17 protein-coding genes and 1 pseudogene are annotated in these 20,022 nt (G+C 51.9%); 13 read left to right on the top strand and 5 right to left on the bottom strand.

The genetic code is table 11. The features are described from left to right. Positions 1-239: 239 nt before the first annotated feature. Entirely contained in the window at positions 240-983 is a 744-nt protein-coding gene (locus PMI27_RS05455) for an ABC transporter ATP-binding protein (protein WP_008148735.1), read from the bottom strand. 13 nt (positions 984-996) lie between these two features. Then, positions 997-1,797 (bottom strand): ABC transporter permease, encoded by an 801-nt coding sequence (locus tag PMI27_RS0229775; RefSeq protein WP_033053507.1) that lies wholly within the window; start codon positions 1,795-1,797, stop codon positions 997-999. Between the two features lie 679 nt (positions 1,798-2,476). Here PMI27_RS0229775 and PMI27_RS05450 point away from each other — a divergent pair. The 8 genes and pseudogenes from PMI27_RS05450 to PMI27_RS05425 all read left to right on the top strand — a co-directional run bounded on the left by PMI27_RS05450 (position 2,477) and on the right by PMI27_RS05425 (position 12,571). Beyond that, positions 2,477-4,471, top strand: coding sequence for a polysaccharide biosynthesis protein (locus PMI27_RS05450; protein ID WP_033053509.1), 1,995 nt, complete (start codon positions 2,477-2,479; stop codon positions 4,469-4,471). A gap of 728 nt (positions 4,472-5,199) precedes the next feature. Then, positions 5,200-8,436 carry a glycosyltransferase gene (locus tag PMI27_RS05445; RefSeq protein ID WP_008148740.1) on the top strand — a complete coding sequence of 1,079 codons (3,237 nt, stop codon included), beginning with the start codon at positions 5,200-5,202 and terminating at the stop codon, positions 8,434-8,436. Positions 8,437-8,556: 120 nt separating this feature from the next. Continuing rightward, positions 8,557-9,585, top strand: coding sequence for a GHMP family kinase ATP-binding protein (locus PMI27_RS05440; RefSeq protein WP_008148742.1), 1,029 nt, complete (start codon positions 8,557-8,559; stop codon positions 9,583-9,585). Beyond that, complete coding sequence (locus PMI27_RS05435) at positions 9,570-10,166, top strand: D-sedoheptulose 7-phosphate isomerase (protein ID WP_033053512.1); 597 nt, start codon at positions 9,570-9,572, stop codon at positions 10,164-10,166. The genes PMI27_RS05440 and PMI27_RS05435 overlap by 16 nt, the downstream gene beginning before the upstream one ends. Next, positions 10,166-10,855 (top strand): nucleotidyltransferase family protein, encoded by a 690-nt coding sequence (locus PMI27_RS05430; RefSeq protein WP_008148746.1) that lies wholly within the window; start codon positions 10,166-10,168, stop codon positions 10,853-10,855. The genes PMI27_RS05435 and PMI27_RS05430 overlap by 1 nt, the downstream gene beginning before the upstream one ends. A gap of 216 nt (positions 10,856-11,071) precedes the next feature. Further along, positions 11,072-11,229: pseudogene (locus PMI27_RS31610) on the top strand (IS66 family transposase zinc-finger binding domain-containing protein); the annotation flags it as partial. Positions 11,230-11,273: 44 nt separating this feature from the next. Continuing rightward, a complete protein-coding gene (locus PMI27_RS31800) occupies positions 11,274-11,441 on the top strand; it encodes a hypothetical protein (protein WP_160171639.1) in 168 nt (55 codons plus the stop codon). A gap of 41 nt (positions 11,442-11,482) precedes the next feature. Then, complete coding sequence (locus tag PMI27_RS05425) at positions 11,483-12,571, top strand: acyltransferase family protein (protein WP_008148748.1); 1,089 nt, start codon at positions 11,483-11,485, stop codon at positions 12,569-12,571. Between the two features lie 283 nt (positions 12,572-12,854). Here PMI27_RS05425 and PMI27_RS05420 read toward each other — a convergent pair whose 3' ends face one another. Further along, positions 12,855-13,964: an acyltransferase family protein gene (locus PMI27_RS05420; RefSeq protein WP_008148750.1), complete on the bottom strand. Its 1,110-nt coding sequence runs from the start codon at positions 13,962-13,964 to the stop codon at positions 12,855-12,857. A gap of 36 nt (positions 13,965-14,000) precedes the next feature. After that, the gene (locus PMI27_RS05415; protein ID WP_008148753.1) at positions 14,001-14,768 is read right to left on the bottom strand and encodes a putative nucleotide-diphospho-sugar transferase; all 768 of its coding nucleotides are present in this window, start codon (positions 14,766-14,768) and stop codon (positions 14,001-14,003) included. A gap of 359 nt (positions 14,769-15,127) precedes the next feature. Here PMI27_RS05415 and PMI27_RS05410 point away from each other — a divergent pair, with 359 nt between their 5' ends. The 3 genes from PMI27_RS05410 to fabF all read left to right on the top strand — a co-directional run bounded on the left by PMI27_RS05410 (position 15,128) and on the right by fabF (position 17,769). Next, complete coding sequence (locus PMI27_RS05410; protein ID WP_008148755.1) at positions 15,128-15,463, top strand: ComEA family DNA-binding protein; 336 nt, start codon at positions 15,128-15,130, stop codon at positions 15,461-15,463. A 204-nt stretch (positions 15,464-15,667) separates the two neighbouring features. Next, the gene (locus PMI27_RS05405) at positions 15,668-16,462 is read left to right on the top strand and encodes an SDR family NAD(P)-dependent oxidoreductase (protein ID WP_008148756.1); all 795 of its coding nucleotides are present in this window, start codon (positions 15,668-15,670) and stop codon (positions 16,460-16,462) included. 32 nt (positions 16,463-16,494) lie between these two features. Next, positions 16,495-17,769: a beta-ketoacyl-ACP synthase II gene (gene fabF, locus PMI27_RS05400; protein ID WP_008148757.1), complete on the top strand. Its 1,275-nt coding sequence runs from the start codon at positions 16,495-16,497 to the stop codon at positions 17,767-17,769. On the opposite strand, the gene PMI27_RS05395 is transcribed toward fabF, so the two are convergent. Beyond that, on the bottom strand, positions 17,766-18,323 hold the full coding sequence (locus PMI27_RS05395) for a TetR/AcrR family transcriptional regulator (protein WP_008148758.1): 558 nt from the start codon (positions 18,321-18,323) through the stop codon (positions 17,766-17,768). The genes fabF and PMI27_RS05395 overlap by 4 nt on opposite strands. Before the next feature lie 176 nt (positions 18,324-18,499). Here PMI27_RS05395 and PMI27_RS05390 point away from each other — a divergent pair, with 176 nt between their 5' ends. Both PMI27_RS05390 and PMI27_RS05385 read left to right on the top strand, forming a co-directional pair. Beyond that, positions 18,500-19,153: a GntR family transcriptional regulator gene (locus tag PMI27_RS05390; RefSeq protein WP_008148759.1), complete on the top strand. Its 654-nt coding sequence runs from the start codon at positions 18,500-18,502 to the stop codon at positions 19,151-19,153. Between the two features lie 15 nt (positions 19,154-19,168). Continuing rightward, positions 19,169-20,020 carry an urea carboxylase-associated family protein gene (locus PMI27_RS05385; RefSeq protein ID WP_008148761.1) on the top strand — a complete coding sequence of 284 codons (852 nt, stop codon included), beginning with the start codon at positions 19,169-19,171 and terminating at the stop codon, positions 20,018-20,020. The last annotated feature ends 2 nt before the right edge of the window (positions 20,021-20,022 follow it).

Consider the following 20,022-nt stretch of genomic DNA (forward strand, 5'->3'; position numbering starts at 1 on the left):
GGCTGCAATTATGAGCCCGGTCAGATAATTCTCAGATGCGCAGCTCAAAATCTCCGGTTGGGGCATCCGCCATGGAGTTGAGAGGCGCGTGAGGCATGCTGTGTCGTTCGATATATTTAAGGTATGCCATAAACAAGAACGCCGATTTGTCAGATATGTTTGTGCTCACGAACATATCTAACAAATCGGCGTTCTTGTTTCTTTTAGCTTAATGAAGGTTACAGGCGCGGAGGAAAATATTAGTTACCAAAATAAGCTCGGGTAACTGTTTCCGGATCTGAATCCATTTTTATTCTGCCGTGCTCCAGCCAAATGACCCGATTGCATGTATGCAGCACCAGGTCACGGGAGTGGCTGGCTATCACCAAAATGCTGGTGGCTTGGACCAGTTCGTTCATCCGAGCTTCTGCTTTGTGCTTGAAGCCTTCGTCCCCTACCGACAGCCATTCGTCCATGATCAATATTTCAGGTCTGATGGTCGTCGATACCGCAAAGGCCAAGCGCAAGTGCATGCCGGAAGAGTACGTGCGCACCGGCATGTCAATGAAGTCACCCAGTTCTGAAAACTCAATAATTTCGTCGAGTTTTTCTGCGATATCACTTTTTGTCATCCCAAGCAGGATGCCGCGCATGAAGATGTTTTCCCTGCCGGATGCCTCCGGGTCTATCCCTAATGAAATATCAATGAGGGAAGCGACTTCGCCGCTGATACTGGCGGTGCCAGCGGAGGGGGTGTATACACCGCTCAGCAGCCTGAGTAATGTGCTTTTGCCAGCGCCGTTATGACCGAGCAATCCAACCCGGTCTCCGTCATTGAGGGAAAAAGTAAGGTCTTCCAGTGCTCTGACGATCACTCGGCCTTGGTCGTTGGCACTGAGTTTGCCGCCTGTAGCGACTTGAATCAGTCGCTTTTTCAGAGAGCGAGCACTTGCGTTATAGATAGGGAAATCAACGCATGCGTTATGAAATTCAATAGCAGCCATAATAGTTTTCTTCTTAGAGCCAATAAGCAATGCGACGTTTATAAAGGCCATAGATGATGATCGCGATGCACCAGCCAACCAGAGCCATGCCCCCGGCCACGCACCAGCTAACAGTGCCTACATCCTGTCCGAGCAAGGGGGCCCTGACTATTTGTACGAGGTGATAGATGGGGTTCAAATCCAGTAAATAGGTGCCGGCTCGTCCTGGTAGCAGGCTTGGAAGCCACATGATTGGCGTCAAATAAAAGGCAATTTGCAAGACGCTCGCAATGATCTGCGGGAGGTCACGATATCGAGCGCATAGAAGGCTCAATATCAAGCTGATCCATGCCAGATTGAGAGCAAGCAGCATAAAGCCCGGGACACTCAACAGTGCTCCAAGGCCCAATGGCTTCTGAACAGCCAGCAGCACAAGCGGGAAAATGACGATGTTGTGCGCGAGGATCAAAGTATTGCGCCATATCGTGCGTAAAATATGCACGAATAATGGGATGGGGAGTTGTTTGATAATGCTTTCTGCGGCGATGAGGCTGGTGCAGCCCTCTAACACGCAGGTAGAAATAAAACTCCAGAAAATCATACCTGCTGCAAGAAATGGCAGAAAGTCTTTCATGGGGGAGTTAAATATTTGGCCAAATACGAGGCCAATAGTACCAATCATAACGCCCATGCTGATTGTTAGCCAAAACGGTCCGACAGCAGAGCGCCTATACCGTTGACGTACATCCTGCCATCCGAGCATGCCTACCAGAGAATAGCGCTTTACAGCCGTCGCTATGTCTGCCAAGGCAGCGGTAATTGGGTTGTTTAGCATTCGAAATACCGGGTTGTCAAAACAGTCGATGATTGTAATCTTGTAGGAGGGTGTAGTGTCACTTTTTCCATCCCGTCTAGTTTCCAGTTTTTTACGATCGCGGGATCTACTCCACGTAGAATGCCCCCGCTGCAAGTAGGGGGCGTAAAGTCTGAAGCGATTTCGTATGGCGTGCGCGCATTCGGTGCGCTCGTTACCATGACAAACTTGAGCTACTCGTTCAGAAAACAGCGCTTGTGTCGAGCGATTCAGGTGTGCAAATGCTCAGAAATAAAGTTCCTGCCGGATGATGTGCGCTTTTTCTATCATCCCACGGTCAGAGGTTAACTCCCAAGAAAATTTCCTACATTCCAGAAACGCATATTGAGCCAGGTCGCCGCGTCTGGTCGTAAGTACCCCACGTAAATCACCTGCTCGAAAGGGGTCAGAGAGATTGGCTGATGGTTGCCGGCGAGCAGCTCCACAGCAGCAACGTGTTCTGGTTTTCGACAGGGTTTCGCGTCCTCGCATTCTCTGTCCGGCAGACCGGTCAAGGGGGCGAATTATAGCGACGCTTTGAGTAAAATGCTCCTTCCTGGGGCCTCCCCTGTGGAAGTATTGGGCGATCTCGTCCTCATTGAGGTTACAATGCCGACCGACGACCGCGTAAAAGGAGGGGGCTACGGGCTCGAACGCTTGAATGGATAAAATACGCAGAGTGTTGCTTGGTTTGCCTCGCAGGCAAAAAAGACTGATACAGGTCGCCACCGATGTGGTTTTGGTGTGGGTCGCCTTGTGGCTGGCCTTTATCGTCCGCCTCGGCATCGACGACATGTACAATCCGCTAAAGTCGCATTTCTGGCTGTTCGTCAGTGCCTCGATTATTGCCATTCCCCTTTTCGTACGCTTTGGCATGTACCGCGCCGTCATGCGCTACTTCGGCAATGATGCGCTGATTGCCATCGTCAAGGCGGTCAGTCTGTCCTCGCTGATCCTCGCCGTGGTGGTTTACTGGTACAGCAATCACCAGGCCGTGGTGCCGCGCTCCATCATCTTCAATTACTGGTGGCTAAGCCTGGTAATCATTGGCGGCCTGCGTCTGTGCATGCGTCAATACTTCATGGGTGATTGGTTCACCGCTGCGCAGCATGTACCGTTTGTCAATCGAGACGATGGTTTGACCAAGGTCGCCATTTACGGCGCAGGCGTGGCAGGCAACCAGTTGGTTGCAGCGTTGCGCATGGGCCGCGTGATGCGCCCAGTGGCGTTCATCGATGACGATTCCTCTATCGCGGATCGTTCGATTGCCGGGTTGCGGGTCTATAAGCCCAAGCATATTCAGCAGATGATCGACATGACCGGGGCTCAGGAAATTCTTCTGGCGTTGCCGTCTTCGACCCGTGCGCGGCGCAGGGAGATTCTCAATTTTCTGGAGGGTTTCCCGCTCCATGTGCGCAGTGTTCCGAATTTCACCGATCTGGCCAGTGGTCGGGTCAAGGTGGACAACATTCAGGAAGTCGACATTGCTGACCTGTTGGGGCGGGATTCGGTGCCGGCTCAGCCTGATTTGTTGGCTCGATGTGTGACGGGCAAGACGGTTTTGGTGACGGGGGCGGGCGGTTCGATCGGTTCCGAGCTTTGTCGGCAGATTTTCTCCCTGGGACCGACCACACTGTTGTTGTTCGATCATAGCGAATTCAATCTTTACAGCATTTTGTCTGAGCTCGAGCATCGTATTGCCCGTGAGTCGTTGCCTGTCCGGTTGTTACCGATACTGGGGTCGATTCGGCACCCCCATAAACTTCTGGATGTAATGAAGACCTGGAGCGTGGACACGGTTTATCACGCGGCGGCCTATAAGCACGTGCCTATGGTTGAGCACAATATTGCCGAAGGTGTACTCAACAATGTGATCGGGACGCTCAATACCGCTCAGGCTGCATTGGAGGCTGGTGTTGCAAACTTTGTGCTGATCTCGACCGATAAGGCCGTACGCCCGACCAATGTCATGGGTAGCACCAAGCGGCTGGCCGAGTTGACTTTGCAGGCCCTCAGTCGTGAGTTGGCGCCGGTGTTGTTCGGGGATAAGTCCAATGTGTCCCGGGTCAACAAGACCCGTTTCACCATGGTGCGGTTCGGTAATGTGTTGGGCTCGTCTGGCTCGGTTATTCCGCGCTTTCACAGCCAAATCAAATCGGGCGGGCCCTTGACGGTTACCCATCCGAAGATTACCCGTTACTTCATGACCATTCCCGAGGCGGCACAGCTGGTAATACAGGCCGGCTCAATGGGGCAGGGTGGAGATGTGTTTGTGCTGGACATGGGCGAGCCGGTCAAGATCATTGAGCTGGCGGAGAAGATGATTCACCTGTCTGGCTTGAGCATTCGCTCGGAGAATAATCCGCAAGGCGATATTGCCATCGAGTTCACTGGACTGCGTCCCGGGGAAAAGCTTTACGAAGAGTTGCTGATCGGCGACAACGTTTCCGCTACCCAGCACCCGATGATCATGAGCGCCAAGGAGGATCATTTGCCTTGGGAAGTGCTCAAGCGCAACTTGATGGAGTTGCTGTCTGCTGTTGAACTGGATGATTATTCGCGGGTTCGCCAACTTCTGCGTGACACTGTCAGTGGTTACGCCCCGGATGGTGAGATCGTCGACTTGATTTACCAGCAGCGTCGCCTCGAACCTTGATTGTTACACGCTCTGTAACAGGCACATTTTGACAGAGTTGTCCCGTGACCCGGATTTTGGGGCAGCTTTGCAATAGCTGTTCAGTGGCGACGGTCTATTTTGGTCGTACTGGAGTAGAGCGTGGCTGCCACGGCTTTAACCTGCACCACGAGGACAGCTTTCGCGGCCAGGCCGCAATGGCGTCCTGCGTCCCCTTTCATCACCGAATACCTCGAACGACTTCTTGAAACCACTCAGCTAGCGCTGAGCGATCATCTCCAGGTGTTCGCTGTAGTTTTCGATCTGCGCTTTGCAGATGACTACCTACCGGCATTCGATTATCTGCGAAAGAATGTTTGGCAGTAGCCTGCCGGTCAGCACGTCCGGGAAAACTGCGAATGAGTCTCCGGATGTGCTTGAATATGCCCTGACTACCTGACCTGAGCCCCATATGAGCCTGATGAGCTTTTTCAGGGAGCGTTGCGCGAGTAATGCAGAAATTGGCTTTCGTGAGGTGTTCGCAGCGGCTAAAAACACTAGAATGAGCGGCTGGAGTGATCGTTTTTGATCGATTCGCTGTTTTTTTTGAATTAAATATTTATTTGAAAGGAATGTCTGGTGCTGAATTTTTATCGAGTTAATAAGTTTTTTTTATTGTGGCAGTTTTTTTGCGGGGATTAAGGGGTTCGCTTTCTTTTGGCGGGTTCCAAATATTCTATTAAAGTAAAATATGATTAGGATTTATTGAAATGTGGCGCAATCCAAAATACTGGCTGGATGGTGAACCAATTCAAAATTTCGGCGATTTTTTGTCGGATTTTTTTATGCAAAAACTTTTTTATAGTGCGGGCATGCAGGCAGACTCCATTAGGATTGTCGGTAGCTGTATGGATGACGAGTTGTTGAAGAGTGAATCAGAGTTTGACTCTCAGCAGGGTATCCGAACTATTTATTGGGGATGTGGGCTTCGGCACGAATACAGTTTAACCGACAAGAGTCGTGGGCTTGTCGATATTCTGGCCGTTCGAGGCCCTTTATCACGATCAGCATTGCGGTTGGGGATAGAAACTCCAATGGGGGACCCGGGGTTGCTTCTCCCTGCTCTCTACACCCCAAGCTCTTTGCCTGGAATTAAGGGTGAGACTCTCTTGGTTCCTCATTTTCACGATATCAGAACGGACGATGAGCTCCTTGCATTAAGTGGATGTAGTGCGATCCTTAGGCCAAATATAAATAATGATACTCTTTGTATTTTTGAATTTATTGATCGTTTAACGACTGCAGAATTTGTTTTGTGCGGATCATTGCATGCAGCGATTGTGGCGGCGGCATATGGGCGTCGTTTTGGGTTCTGGAACAGCGATTGTATTGATCTGCCTTTTAAATGGCAGGATTTTGCGGCCTCAATTTCCATGCCTTGCGTTTTTCACGATAATGTTGGGCAGGCGCGATCTCATTTCATTAGCGAGATAGAGCCGAAAATATCGATCCCGGTCCTTTGGCCGCTGCTGGCTGTTGCGCCATTTGCTGTGCGTCCAGAAGCCATGGTAAAGGTTATGGAGTTCGATGTAAGAAGGCATGGAGTGTCCGCTCTTCAGGTGGCAGCTCCATCGCTTGCCGCAAATAAGGTACAGTCCGCTATTCTTCAGGTTAACTCGCTTTCAGCTAATTCTCTAGTTGCGCTGCAGAAAGCGCAGAGTGATTTGATGGAGTTAGGCGCTGCTCGCGAAGATGCCTTGCATGAGTTAGAGAGAGTTCGTGCAGAGGCTGCTAATGCTACATTTGAAAGGGATCTCGTTGTCGGTAGTACAAGTTGGCGGATTACGGCACCTCTTCGTAAAGTTGGGGTGCGTTACCCGGTGGTGGGGCGCACGCTTCGTCGTTCACTCAAGATTCTCTGGTGGACGCTTACGATGCAAATCGGCCATAAATATCTTTTGTGGAAAAGAAAACGCACCGTGGTGCAAGTGATTTCTGCGGATGCTGACACTGCACAAGTACAGCAAGTCGTTGCTGCCAAGTCAGATTTCAACTTGGAAAGTGCGTTTGTGTGCATGCATGGGGAAGCGCCAATTTACTTTCCACCGGTAGAGGCACCTGTAGTATCGATAGTGATACCCGTGTATCGAGAGCTAGGTGTTCTCAAAAATTGCCTTCGCTCAATTTCCATTGGTCTTGAGGGGGAGCCGTCTTTTGAAGTTATTCTCGTCGACGATTGTCCAGAAGAGCAAGTTCTGTGGGGCATACCGGATAGCGGGGGCTTAGTTAAGATTTCAAACTCGGAAAACTTGGGTTTCTCGCTTGCATGTAATCGAGGCGCCGAAGTGGCGCGCGGGCGCTTCGTCTGTTTTTTAAATAGCGATACAATAGTCTATTCTGGATGGCTTCGTCATTTAGTTGATGCGCACGAGGATGTCACCAGCGCAGGGCTTGTTGGTGGAATGCTATTGAATGTTGATGGTTCTATTCAAGATGCCGGTTGGCGGATGCTTCAAAGCGGCCAGGGTTATCCTATTGGCCGTAACAAAGATGCCAGAGACGGAGCCTTTACCTATCGTAGGGAGGTGGACTGTGTTGCTGGCACATGCTTTTTGATGAAGACATCTTTGTTTCTAGATATGGGGGGGCTCGATGCTCGTTACGCTCCTGCATCGTATGTAGATTTTGATCTTGCGTTCCGTGTGCAAGAGCGCGGGTTAAAGGTTATCTGCGAGCCAAAAAGCCGTATCGTCCATCTCGGCGGCGCATCATATGGGGATGCGAAGGAGATACCAAATCAGATAAATACCATCAATCAGGCGAAGTTCTCTGAGCGTTTTGCAACTGTTTTACCCATGCAGCCGAGCGGATCGGAAGATGAGTTTTTACTGCAGCAGGTGTCTGATGAGCGACCAGTCTTTCTAGTTGTTGAAAATAGTGTACCTCAGCCGAATCGTCATGCAGGCGATGTCACCATGAGCAGCTATTTATCCTTATTGGCGTCAACTGGATGGCGGGTCGTCTTCTGCCCTGTGGAAGGAAGGGCAGAAGGCCCTTCAGCCGATAATCTTGAGCGTCAAGGTGTCATGTTGATTAGATCACCTCAGACCCTTGAATCATGGTTAATGGAAAATGGCAAATACGTGAAGGAAGTGTGGTTGGCACGACCTGAAATTGCTGGAAATATCATTAATCCGTTACGGAATTTAACTTCTGCTCGCTTGACATATTACACTCATGATTTGCACCACGTGAGGCTTGAAAGGGAAGCGGAGTTATATGCTGATCCCGATAAACTTGCTGACGCAAATCGGATGAAGGAAGCAGAACTCTCGGTGTTTTCGAGTGTGGATAAAATTATATCGCCAAGTGCCGAAGAGGCGGAGGTGATACGACGTTTAGTTCCTGATAAGCCTGTTTTCGTACTGCCGCCATATTATTATGAAGCTCATGAAATTTGTCGTCGCGACGCTGCTCATTTCGAAGGGCTGACAGACATAGTTTTTGTCGGGGGGTTCCCTCACGCTCCGAACGTGGATGCAGCGCTATATATAGTAAATGAAGTAATGCCGCGTGTATGGGAGAAACGCCCAGATGCCCGCGTGGTCCTTGTTGGTTATGCGCCCCCGGCTGAAATTCTTGCTCTCGCTGGTTCTCGTGTCGTAGTGACCGGCCAGGTACCAGACGTCAAACCCTATCTCGATCGTGCGCGTATGGTGCTTGTAGCGCTTCGTTATGGTGCAGGAGTAAAAGGTAAGACAGTGGATGCTATGCGTGAGGGAATTCCAGTGGTTTCGACTCAGGTTGGCGTTGAGGGGGTTGGTGTGACATCTGGGCTTGACGCCATAGTAAGCGAGAGTGCGAATGGCCTTGCAGAAGGTGTTCTGGATTTACTGTCTGATACCGCGCGCTGTGCTGAATTGTCTTCTGCAGGAGCTGATCTGATTTTGAAGGGGTTCTCCCGTGCCGCTGCGTGTCTTGCAATTGAAGAGGTGTTTGGGGCGTGATGGCATGCTTCGGCTTTTTGAAAAAGTTGAAGCGGGTGCAAAAAAAATATTGCTTCACCCTCGGGGGTGAAGCTCTTGGGTTGCTTAAATGAACCGAGCAAGGGTATTGGAATCAACAATATGATAATTCGCGCACGTGCACCTTTGCGTCTAGGACTGGCAGGTGGTGGTACGGATGTTTCTCCGTTTTGTGATATCTACGGTGGTTACGTACTCAATGCAGCAATAGATCGTTACGCTTATGCGGTGATTGAAACTTTGGAGGAACCACTGGTTCGCTTCATCGCAACCGATCAACAGGTGGAGAAGGTAATGCCTTGCGCTGCCTCGTATGTGCTGGATGGCAAGCTTGACCTGCATGCGGCGGTTTACAATCATATGATTGAGCATTACAACGGTGGCCGCGCCATTGCGATGCAGTTCAGCACTTTATGCGACGCGCCTGTGGGGTCTGGCCTGGGTTCTTCCTCCACGCTAGTGGTTGCCATGATTCGTGCGTTTGTGGAGCTGCTGAATCTGCCACTTGATGACTATACAATTGCGCTCTTGGCTTTTCGGATTGAGCGAGTGGAGTGCGGGTTGCAGGGCGGCAGGCAAGACCAGTATTCCGCTACATTTGGTGGCTTCAACTTCATGGAGTTTTATGCTGATGATCGGGCAGTAATCAATCCATTACGTATCAAGAGTTGGATTATCTGCGAGTTGGAAGCTTCACTTGTGTTGTTCTTTACTGGAGTATCACGAGAGTCGGCGAAGATCATTGCCGATCAGAGTGGTAACGTGAAGGCGGGGGTGGTTGGCGCCGTGCAGGCCATGCACGGTATTAAGCACGAAGCGCTGGTAATGAAAGAGTGTCTGCTACGCGGAGATTTTTCTGGCTTCGTAGAATCAATGCGCGAAGGTTGGGAAAATAAGAAACGTTCGGCCGAGTCGGTATCGAATCCGTATCTAGATGAGATATATGACGCCGCCATTGCCTCAGGCGCTCTTGCTGGTAAGATTTCGGGGGCGGGTGGAGGTGGCTTTATGTTGTTCTTTGTGCCCACAGAGCGACGCATGGAAGTAATTCGGACCTTAAGCTCCTTCGACGGTCAGGTTAGTAATTGTCATTTCACCAAATATGGCACGCAGGCATGGAGAATCAATTGAGGACATACATTGAGGCGCAGATAGTCGATTCACAGGCAATCATGAGTGCTATGTTGGCTGATAGTAACCTTATCGACCGTGTCGAGGCTGCAGCATTATCCTGTATACACTGCATGAAACAAGGAGGAAAGATTCTTTTGGCAGGTAATGGGGGCAGTGCAGCTGATGCTCAGCATATTGCGGGTGAGTTTGTCAGCCGTTTTGCCTTTGACCGGCCTGGATTGCCAGCAATCGCGTTGACCACGGACAGTTCTATCCTTACTGCAATTGGTAATGACTACGGCTACGAAAAATTGTTTGCCAGGCAGGTGCAAGCACTTGGTCAAAAAGGCGATGTGTTCATTGCTTATTCAACCTCTGGTAAGTCCCCCAATATTCTATTCGCTCTGCAAGAGGCTCGGGCGCGTGGTTTAGTGTGTGTTGGACTGACCGGCAACCTCGGTGGCCCAATGAGCGAGATTTGTGATCATTTGCTTGAGGTCCCCTCACCAGATACACCAAAAATTCAGGAGGGCCACCTGGTATTGGGTCATATCTTGTGCGGCTTGGTAGAAAACGCAATTTTCAAGGGTAACGCCTGATGGAAGCCATTGTTCTGGCAGGGGGATTTGGCACCCGGTTACGTCAGTTGGTACCCGATCTACCAAAGCCCATGGCACCTATTGCTGGCAGGCCGTTTCTGGACATTTTGCTCAGTGCCTTGGCTCGTAAGGGCTTTAAGCGCGTGACATTGTCAACAGGTTATATGGCTGAAAAAATCTCTAACCATTTTGGCGAGCAATATGCGGGAATGGAGCTGAGCTATGTGGTTGAAGAGGAGCCTTTGGGTACGGGGGGTGCTGTTCGATTGGCCTTGGCGCAGTGTCATGAGGATCATGTGTATGTGTTTAACGGTGATACGTATCTAGACCTCGAGGTTGATCCAGTCGAAAGGCTTTGGCAGTTGCATCGGCGCCCAATCATCGTCGGGCGCGAAGTGTCGGATACTGCACGATATGGCCGTTTGCTTACAGACGAAGGGAAGGTAAGCGGTTTTACGGAAAAAGGCGTTTGTGGGGCGGGATTAATTAATGCTGGTTGTTACGTTTTCTGTCGGCATCAACTGGACTCATTTGAACCCTATTTTGCCTTTTCGCTGGAAGCAGACTACTTGGCAACAGAGGTAAAACACACATTTTTTGATGTTTTTGTAACGGAAGGTCAGTTTATCGATATCGGTATTCCTCAAGATTTCCAGCTTGCGCAAACTTTGCTGGCTAGTGTTCCGTGAAAAATTCAGGATTGTTTCTTGAACGAGATGGCCTGATTCATTCTGGTCGTGAGTTTAAGAGGGGAGATGTTTAGTTTGCAGGCGGCGTATTTTAACTACCTCTACCCAAGCCAGTAGACTTTCGAAAAACCATCGGCTCCCTGGCCGCCTTGGCCGAGTTGGAGAGCAAGGGTGTGGTATTCGCCCCGGTGCTTGTTATGTTATTCAACCAGTCTTGCCTGTGTCTGCCGCTAGCACACCTTCGGCGAAGAAGTCAGCGAGCAGCTTGAATTCGTGCCGATGCAGATCCGTGTGATCAAACACATCCGCAAGGGCACGGCCGCCGCGGCTACCAAAGCGCGCCAGTGCCCGGCGACAGTCCAGCACCGCTGATCTAAAAAAGCATGGCCAACCCAGCGCTACAGCTTGAAGTTGGACGGTGCATAGGCTGATTGAGCTGCAAGAGGACCAAGTGGCGTTGTATGATCCTCACAGCGTCACCAATGACGGCACGGGAATACGTGTGATCCAGGTCTGCAGCGAAGACATCGGTGCCGGCCTGACGAAGCGCCGGGCTATTGCCCTACGCGAGCTGTTGGAAGAGTAAAAATTTCTTATCACTTTTAATTAAAATCAGGGCGGAAATACATGCTGCACAAGGATAATAACTTGAACTTGTTACGGTTGGTTGCCGCGCTGATGGTGCTATATGCTCATTCATTCGATCTGTATGGTAACTCCCCGAAGATTTTTATTGGTCTTGATTCCTATGGCGGCCTCGGGATTGCGATATTTTTTATCATTAGTGGTTATTTGATTGCAAAAAGTTGGAGTTTTGATCCTTCGGTCATTAGTTTTTTAGTTAAGCGATCGCTGCGAATATTTCCAGCCCTGATTGTTGTTGTCGTGATAACTTCGTTTCTGCTTGGTCCGATTTTTTCCACTTTGACAGTCAAGCAGTATTTCTCAGATCTGGCATTTGTTATGTACTTGAAGAATATAATTTTAAGTCCGGTATTTTATTTGCCGGGCGTGCTGGAGCACTCCAGAGTTGCCAATGTGATCAATGGCCCTCTATGGAGTTTGCCTATCGAGTTTTTCATGTATTTGGTAGTCGTGGCGCTTGGGCTTTTATTCAATGGCGGTCGTGTTGTATACGCAATTGCCACAGCATTGTTTGCGCTGATTGTGGTTTTTTGGTGCTGGCGAGATGCGCCTCTGCTGGTGGTTTACGGTACTGATGTAAGAAACATTCCGTTGATAGGCATCTATTTCATGATTGGGGCATGTTATGCGAAGTGGGGGCTCGAACGGTGGTTCAGTCTCTCCGGCGTAACTGTCATGGTGATGATGACCCTTCTTCTGGCACCATATTCATCGATTTCGAAGTCCCTGCTATGGCTTACGTTGCCGTATGTCGTCTTGGCATATGGACTTTCCAGAAGTTGGTTGGGAAGCTTGGTTAATAAAGTGGGTGACTGCTCTTACGGTGTTTATATCTATGCTTTTCCGGTTCAGCAGTTTGTTTTGCTAAAATTCCCCGGCATTGCCTATTCAACCTACCTTGTTGTTACAGTGGTCATTACTCTGATTTTGGGATATGGCTCTTGGCATTTGATAGAGAAAAGGGTTCTCAAATTCAAGCCAAAAAATAAAGTCAGGCCTGTATCGAATGGTGTTGATGCCGATTCGGCGTTCAATCCTGTTGTGGGTGAGAAGCTCAATTCAGGGGCTTGAGCAAGTGTATGTATTTATGATGTAACAGCCGCTCAGGTCACCTATGAAGAGCTACAGGGTCTGCCGCGACAGCGCAGACACCTGACGATCCTAATTCGCCAGGCCGAAGAACCGTAAGCGCTCCATGAACCTCACATTCAAAGCACTTAACTGATCCCCGATGCTGTGCTTCCGATTTCTTACCGGAACCGGCATTTCATTAAGTGTCCTGACGCAATAGTCGAAAAGTCTATCTCGACCCAAGCCTGTAGACTTCCGAAAATCTATTGAAGGCCTTCCGCATTTATGCTGCATCAAGCCCATTTCGACGCGTCAGTGGATTCGCGGAAATGCGCCGGCCAAATTCATGGAAGGGCACTTCAACAATTCTATGAAAGATATCTGCTGCCGCGATTGATGCCACCACCCCTATCACGGGAATGACTACGATGCGGGAACTTTCGGACAATTCCAGTGTGTTACTCAGCCACATGGATGCGAATAAAACTTGCATATGTATCATGTAAAGCGGGTAGCTTATTCGCCCAAGGTATGTAACGAATCTTGTTGATAATATTGATCCGATCACGTTGCTGCTTCCGGAAAACTTGGCCGAGACAATGCTGAGGAACGTAATGATCCAGATTATTAATGGTGCCGAAAAATCGCGAAGAAAAACCAATGTAAACGCGATGGATAATGCGGCAACGGATATTAACTGTTGTTGTGATAATTTTTGCAAAAAGTTTTTGAACGCAAAATAGCTGAGGAAACCTGCGCAGAACATGGGTAAGTTGTTCCCTAGGAATCCGCTCTCCATGTAAGGGCTGACAATCCAGCATGCTGCTGTAATCGAGATAACTGCGATACGCGCCGAAACCCGCCCAAGGGATGTGAGCATCAGAAACAGCAACGGCGCGACTAAATAAAACTGCCACTCTACGGTAAGGCTCCATGCTTGTCCGACGAGTGTAAGGGATGCATAGGGTAAGACGGATGTCGGCAAAACTCCTTGTAGAAGTGGTATATGGGCCAAGATGTGAAAAAATAGATTGCTTTGAGCAATTTCAATAATCTGAATTCGTCCGTCTGTTGCAACTCCATGTGGCGACGCATGCAAAATTTCCGTGGCTATAGGCAACGAGATTATTGAAATAAGCAATGCAACCCAGTATACCGGTAATATGCGAAACGCCCGCCCTATTATATAGCGCGGGTATGATTGGGGGCCGCGATCAAGCATCGCGAAAATCACGAAGCCACTAAGTATGATAAATACCTGCACGGGATATGAATTATACAAGTTGTTGGGGAATGAGCCAAAAAGCGGGGCAAGTGCAGCAAGCACATGCCCCAAAACCACCCACAACGCCATAATTCCGCGTAAGCCTTCGAGTTCGCGAATATATTTCATTAGGCCAGTGACACCTTAATAATCAAGATTTATATTCTATCCGGGCAATGCCAGGTTTAAATTTGAATAGCTGGTAATGTCGATCCCTTCAAGATGCTCTGGCGGAATTAAAAATTCGTTTAATTCGAAGCGATCTCTAAATTCAGAGAGTAATTGCTCCTTTGTCTTGCTGCTTGAGGCTAGATGCAGAAGACGATGTTCGTTCGGCGCGTCGCGATAATGAAACTCTCGGCTATTGAACTCGGTATATTCAAGCCGGGTAAAAAAATCCCCTTCGCGGAAGCGACTATCCGTGCTTAGTACATAAACCATCGCATCCTGGTCGCCATTTGTATACATTCCGTATTTCTCTTGGTCCCACCACTTCTTCACATCGTCTAACTTTACTTTGCGTACTGCATCCAGGAACTGAGCTGAGCGACGTGTAGATTTTAAGAAAAACTGTCCCGATGAAACAAATGTCCATGCGCCTTGATTAACGGGACTCTTGCATATAACGAGATCGAACTTCGCGAAACGCTCAACATATGGAATGAGTCTCCAGGAGAAGTCCGTAAAGTAGGCATCATCATCCAGCCAGAAGACCCATTCGTCCGCACCTAGAGCTGCCTGGATGATCTCGATTTTCCTGAGATACGGGTTCATACCTTCTCGCCGAAGCATAAACGACCATACGTAGTTCGCTCCATTGACATCTGCAAAAAGCTTGTGGTTCACGAATGACTTAAATCTGATTCGATCACATCCGCTGACGATCGTGATGCCCGAGCGACGGGGAGAAAGTAGGCGCTTTGAAAATAGCATGGTGCATAGCTCCACTTGGCTATGAGGGGAAATAATGGACGCCATTCTACACGCAGGCGACATTCTGACGAGTGTTGCCAATTACTCCGCCTGACTCTTGCATTCAGGTGCGTCTATCTGGCGGGCTGGAATATCATTAAGAAGTTCGGCCGGGAGTTGTCCCGGATTGCCGGTTGATAGCAATACCGTCGAGCGTGCCATGCGGCCCTTCGACTGGATCTACCAGCAACGTCGCCTTGAACCCTGATTGTTTCACATCCTGTAACGGACACATTTTTGACAAGCTCCAGTCATCGCCTAAGTTTGGAAGGCAGCTTCGGAAAAGCTGCTTTCTCAATCGATGTCATGGAGCTTCATTTATGCGTACTGGCTATTTCTACTCTCTGGTTTTTGCCCTGCTCACCAGCGCCTCTATTGGCGCCATTGCTGCGCCCACGGCCAAGCCCGAGGGTGGCAATGCACCCTTGGTGCTGGAGGTTTCTCCCAAGGCACAGTCGGGCAAGGTCGATTTGAATCAGGCCGATGCGCCAACACTTCAGCGCGAGTTGTCTGGTGTGGGCGAGGCCAAGGCCAAGGCGATTGTTGCTTATCGTGAGGGTAATGGGCCGTTTGCGTCCGTGGACGAGCTGCTGGAAGTGAAGGGAATCGGTAAAGCGATTCTGGATAAGAATCGCGAGAAGCTTGAGGTGAACTAAGCTTATACGTCAGCGTCAGGGGCCGGTCATTGATCGGCCTTTTTGCTTTCTGGGGAACGCTGGGAGAGTCCGCCTTTCGTCGATGCGTGAAAAATTACGGCTATCATATACGCATTAAATTATGCCTATAATAAATTGGTTTCCGCCAAGCGCTCTGAGGCTCAGGCGCTTGTCTTTCCCTAGGCATTTCCGAGGAACACAGTCATGAACTCTGTCCAGTCCCAAGGTACGGCCCTCGTCACCGGTGCTTCTTCCGGTATTGGTGCGATTTACGCCGAGCGATTGGCGGCGCGTGGTTTTGATTTGTTATTGGTCGCCCGTGATCAAGAGCGGCTGGAAGGAGCGGCTACCAGGTTGCGCACCGAGCATGGCGTTCAGGTCGAGGTGCTCAAGGCGGATCTGACGCAAAAAGATGAGGTGCTGAAGCTTGAACAGCGTCTTCGCAGTGATTCAAGTATCAGCCTGTTACTGAACAACGCCGGAGTTGCAGCGGATGGTTTGTTGGCCAATGCCGACATGGATCAGCTGGAACGCTTGATTCAACTGAACGTGACAACGGTCACGCGACTGGCCTCGGCAGCGGCCGCCAGTTTTGCCAAGGCGGGTCGGGGGACGATCATCAATATCGGGTCAGTGGTGGCGTTGTTTCCCGAGCGCTTCAACGCGACTTACAGCGCCAGTAAGGCTTATGTATTAAGTCTGACGCAGTCGTTGAACGCCGAACTGGAGGGCACCGGGGTCAAGGTGCAAGCAGTGTTGCCAGGCGTCACGCGCACCGAAATCTGGGAACGCTCCGGTATCGACGCGACCCAGATTCCGGCGGATATGGTCATGGAAGCCGGGGACATGGTTGATGCGGCGTTGTCGGGTCTGGATCAGGGTGAGTTGATCACCATTCCTTCGTTGCCGGATGCGGCCGACTGGGATGCCTTCGTTGCGGCGCGACATGTAATGGCGCCGAATCTTTCCAAAAGTAAGGCCGCCGCACGTTACACGTGAGGCGTCATGAATCGGCTTGAGGTATTTGCGGTATGAGTGATCGTCGAGTAGTGGTAACGGGCATGGGTTTGGTGTCGCCATTGGGTTCTGGTGTCGAAGCCGTCTGGTCGCGCCTGTTGGCCGGCCGTTCCGGGTTGCGCAATTTGCCGGATGAGGTGGTTGCCGATTTGCCGGCCAAGGTCGGGGGTGCAGTGCCGACGCTGGCTGACGATCCCGAGGCGGGTTTTGACCCGGACCGGGCGACGGCGCCCAAAGAGCAGAAGAAGATGGACCGCTTCATTATGTTCGCCATGGAAGCGGCGCGTCAGGCGCTGGAGCAGGCCGGTTGGCAAGCGGCGGACGCCAATGCCCAGGAGCGTACGGCAACCATTATCGGCTCCGGCGTGGGTGGTTTCGGGGCGATAGCGGATGCGGTGCGCACCACGGACAGCCGTGGGCCGCGACGCCTGTCGCCGTTCACCATTCCTTCATTTCTGGTCAACCTCGCCGCGGGTCATGTGTCGATCCAGCACGGTTTCAAGGGCCCATTGGGTGCTCCGGTGACCGCTTGCGCGGCCGGGGTCCAGGCGATTGGTGATGCGGCGCGGTTGATTCGTTGTGGCGAGGCAGACATCGCGGTATGTGGCGGCGCGGAAGCGGCGATCGATCGCGTCAGTCTCGCCGGGTTTGCCGCTGCTCGCGCCTTGTCCAGCGGTTTCAACGACACCCCGGAACGTGCCTCACGACCGTTTGACAGTGACCGCGATGGCTTCGTCATGGGGGAGGGCGCTGGCCTTCTGGTGATCGAATCCCTGGAGCATGCCCTGGCTCGTGGTGCTCAACCGCTGGCGGAACTGGTCGGTTACGGCACCAGTGCCGATGCCTATCACCTGACGGCGGGTCCCGAGGATGGCAGCGGTGCACAACGGGCGATGTCGCTGGCCTTGGCCCAGGCAGGTATTTCGCCGGCGCAGGTGCAGCATCTCAATGCTCACGCAACCTCGACCCCGGTCGGGGACTTGGGAGAGTTGGCGGCCATCAAGGCGTTGTTCGGCACGGATAACAAAATCGCCGTGACATCGACCAAATCGGCTACCGGGCATTTGCTCGGTGCAGCGGGCGGTATCGAAGCGATCTTCACGCTGTTGGCAATTCGCGATCAGGTCGTCCCGGCCACCCTCAACTTCGACAACCCGGACCCCGCAGCCCAAGGCGTGGACATCGTCCACGGCCAGGCGCGGCCGATGGCCATCGAATACGCGCTGTCCAACGGCTTCGGGTTTGGTGGGGTGAATGCCAGCGTGCTGTTCAAGCGCTGGGAGGGTTAGTCCCGGGGTTGTTTGAGATAGGCGCGAGTCACGTCGAGAATCTGCTGAGCCAGCTCGGGATTCTCGACACTGCGTGACAGCAGTAACGCCCCGACCAGTGTCGACATGATGACGATGCTTTGGTCGGCGGCGTCCTCGTCTTCAAGGGTGCCTTGCACTTGTTCGAGCCGTGCGTTGAGCACCACGTCGGTGGTCGGGCTTTGCTGTCCGCGCAGGCCGAGTTCCGATGACATGGTCGGCAACGGGCAACCCTCATCGGGTGAAGTCTGGTGCCATTCGGACAAATAGGCGTCGATGAACGCTTCCAGCGGACGATCCTGGGCGAAGAGCTCGGCGCAAATCACATCGACCTGCTCGCCCGCGGCTTGCAAAGCCTTTTCCACCAGTTCGTCTTTGGATTTGAAATGCGAGTAGAAGCCGCCGTGAGTCAGGCCCAGTGCTTTCATCAGCGGTTGCAGACCTGTCGCGCCAATGCCATCGCGGCGAAAGCGCGCTGACGCTTCCTTGATGATGCGTTGGTGGGTCTGGGCTTTATGGTCCTGCGAGTAACGCATCGGGTATCTCCGCAACAATGCGCCATATTAACCAATGAAAATGGGATGGTGATTGTACTTCTACTTCTAAAAAGCATGCAGATGAGTCCAACTCCGTCCGGCTGTGCTGAACGAACTGGCACGAATAGTGTTTACTCAATAACTGACGATTGTTGAACAATCACGAGGCAATGAGTATGAACAGCGGACTGTCCCTGGCCGACCACATCACACTTGAGTTGCGCGCTGACATCATTGGCGGCCGTTTGCTGCCCGGCATGGCGTTGGTGGAAAACGATCTGGTGTCCGCCTACAACGCCTCCCGCAATACCATTCGCGAAGCGCTGCATCGACTGGGACAGGAAGGACTGACCCGTTATGTGCGCAACAAGGGCGTGATGGTGCGCAGGCTAGGCGTCGAGGACGTGCGGGACCTGTTCAAGGTCAGGCGCACCCTGGAGCTGCAGGCCATCAGCGCGAGTCAGCCGCTGCGCGACTATCAATCCGACCGGATGCTCGAAGCCCTGGAAGCTACCGAGCTTGCCCGGGAGCGCGAAGACTGGCGCGCCGTCGGCACCCACAGCCTGGCCTTTCATCAACACATCGTTGGATTGCTGCGCAGTCCGTTGTTCGACGAGTTCTTCACCAACGTCGTCGCGCAATTGCGCCTGGTGTTCTGCACCGCCCCCGATGAGTCACGTTTTCAGGCGCCTTGGCTGGCGCGTGACCGGCAGATCCATGAGTTGTTGGCCGAGGGCGACAAGCGCGCGGCCGAGGACGCCATGAGCCTGTATCTCGACGATTCCGAACACCTCCTGTTGCAGATGCTTACCCGTTCTTCCCATCACTGATCGAGGATTCGTGCCATGTACAAAGACTATCCGGCGGCCTATCAAGTCAGCAAAGGTTCCGCCTTGCAGGTGGACAAAGCCTTCTACGAACGGATCCGCGACAAGAAGGACGGACGCACGCTGATTGAAGAATTCGAGGTGCCGATTCGCACCGGTCGCGCCTGGAAAGTGCCGGCCGGGCATGTGTTCCGGGTGACCACCCCCGTTGGGCCGCAAGTCGGGGATTTCAACGTCTGGAATGCCAACGATCCACGGGAGCGTTTGTGGGCGGCGCGGACCCGACAGTTACAGGGCGCACACGTCAGCACCCATGACCGGCTCTGGTCGAACCTGCCTTTTCTGCGGCCGCTGGTGACCATCACCGATGACAGCCTGGCCGGTTACGGCATCGACGAACATGGCGGTCGCTTGCACGATTTGCTCGGCACCCGCTGCGACCCTTATGTGAACAAAATGCTCACTGGCGAAGACTTCCACCATCACTGCCACTCGAACCTGACCCGCGCGGTGCTGCCTCATGGGCTGACCGAGTTCGACGTGCATGATGTGCTGAACATCTTCCAGTGCACGGGCCTGAACCACGACGACATGTACTTCATGAAAGCCTGTCCGGCACAGAAGGGCGATTACCTGGAGTTTTTTGCCGAAATCGATCTGCTGTGTGCGCTCTCGACCTGCCCGGGCGGCGATCTGTCGCTGGCCATGTGGGGGCCGGATGCGCAGGATCCGCTAAGCGTATGTCGCCCGCTCGGGGTGGAGATTTATCGGTTGGAGGATTCGTTGCTTGAGGGCTGGAGCCAGCCGGAACGGGCTGCATACAAAGGGCTGCATGGCCTGCACATCGCCAAGGCGGATTGGGAGAAGTAAAA

Source organism: Pseudomonas sp. GM41(2012), from assembly GCF_000282315.2.
In the GTDB taxonomy this organism is placed as follows: Bacteria; Pseudomonadota; Gammaproteobacteria; order Pseudomonadales; family Pseudomonadaceae; genus Aquipseudomonas.

Bases quoted from the DNA above. Each gene is read 5' to 3' on its own strand.
- PMI27_RS05455 (WP_008148735.1), bottom strand. From the start codon at position 983: ATGGCTGCTATTGAATTTCATAACGCATGCGTTGATTTCCCTATCTAT.
- PMI27_RS0229775 (WP_033053507.1), bottom strand. From the start codon at position 1,797: ATGCTAAACAACCCAATTACCGCTGCCTTGGCAGACATAGCGACGGCT.
- PMI27_RS05450 (WP_033053509.1), top strand. From the start codon at position 2,477: ATGGATAAAATACGCAGAGTGTTGCTTGGTTTGCCTCGCAGGCAAAAA.
- PMI27_RS05445 (WP_008148740.1), top strand. From the start codon at position 5,200: ATGTGGCGCAATCCAAAATACTGGCTGGATGGTGAACCAATTCAAAAT.
- PMI27_RS05440 (WP_008148742.1), top strand. From the start codon at position 8,557: ATGATAATTCGCGCACGTGCACCTTTGCGTCTAGGACTGGCAGGTGGT.
- PMI27_RS05435 (WP_033053512.1), top strand. From the start codon at position 9,570: ATGGAGAATCAATTGAGGACATACATTGAGGCGCAGATAGTCGATTCA.
- PMI27_RS05430 (WP_008148746.1), top strand. From the start codon at position 10,166: ATGGAAGCCATTGTTCTGGCAGGGGGATTTGGCACCCGGTTACGTCAG.
- PMI27_RS05425 (WP_008148748.1), top strand. From the start codon at position 11,483: ATGCTGCACAAGGATAATAACTTGAACTTGTTACGGTTGGTTGCCGCG.
- PMI27_RS05420 (WP_008148750.1), bottom strand. From the start codon at position 13,964: ATGAAATATATTCGCGAACTCGAAGGCTTACGCGGAATTATGGCGTTG.
- PMI27_RS05415 (WP_008148753.1), bottom strand. From the start codon at position 14,768: ATGCTATTTTCAAAGCGCCTACTTTCTCCCCGTCGCTCGGGCATCACG.
- PMI27_RS05410 (WP_008148755.1), top strand. From the start codon at position 15,128: ATGCGTACTGGCTATTTCTACTCTCTGGTTTTTGCCCTGCTCACCAGC.
- PMI27_RS05405 (WP_008148756.1), top strand. From the start codon at position 15,668: ATGAACTCTGTCCAGTCCCAAGGTACGGCCCTCGTCACCGGTGCTTCT.
- fabF (WP_008148757.1), top strand. From the start codon at position 16,495: ATGAGTGATCGTCGAGTAGTGGTAACGGGCATGGGTTTGGTGTCGCCA.
- PMI27_RS05395 (WP_008148758.1), bottom strand. From the start codon at position 18,323: ATGCGTTACTCGCAGGACCATAAAGCCCAGACCCACCAACGCATCATC.
- PMI27_RS05390 (WP_008148759.1), top strand. From the start codon at position 18,500: ATGAACAGCGGACTGTCCCTGGCCGACCACATCACACTTGAGTTGCGC.
- PMI27_RS05385 (WP_008148761.1), top strand. From the start codon at position 19,169: ATGTACAAAGACTATCCGGCGGCCTATCAAGTCAGCAAAGGTTCCGCC.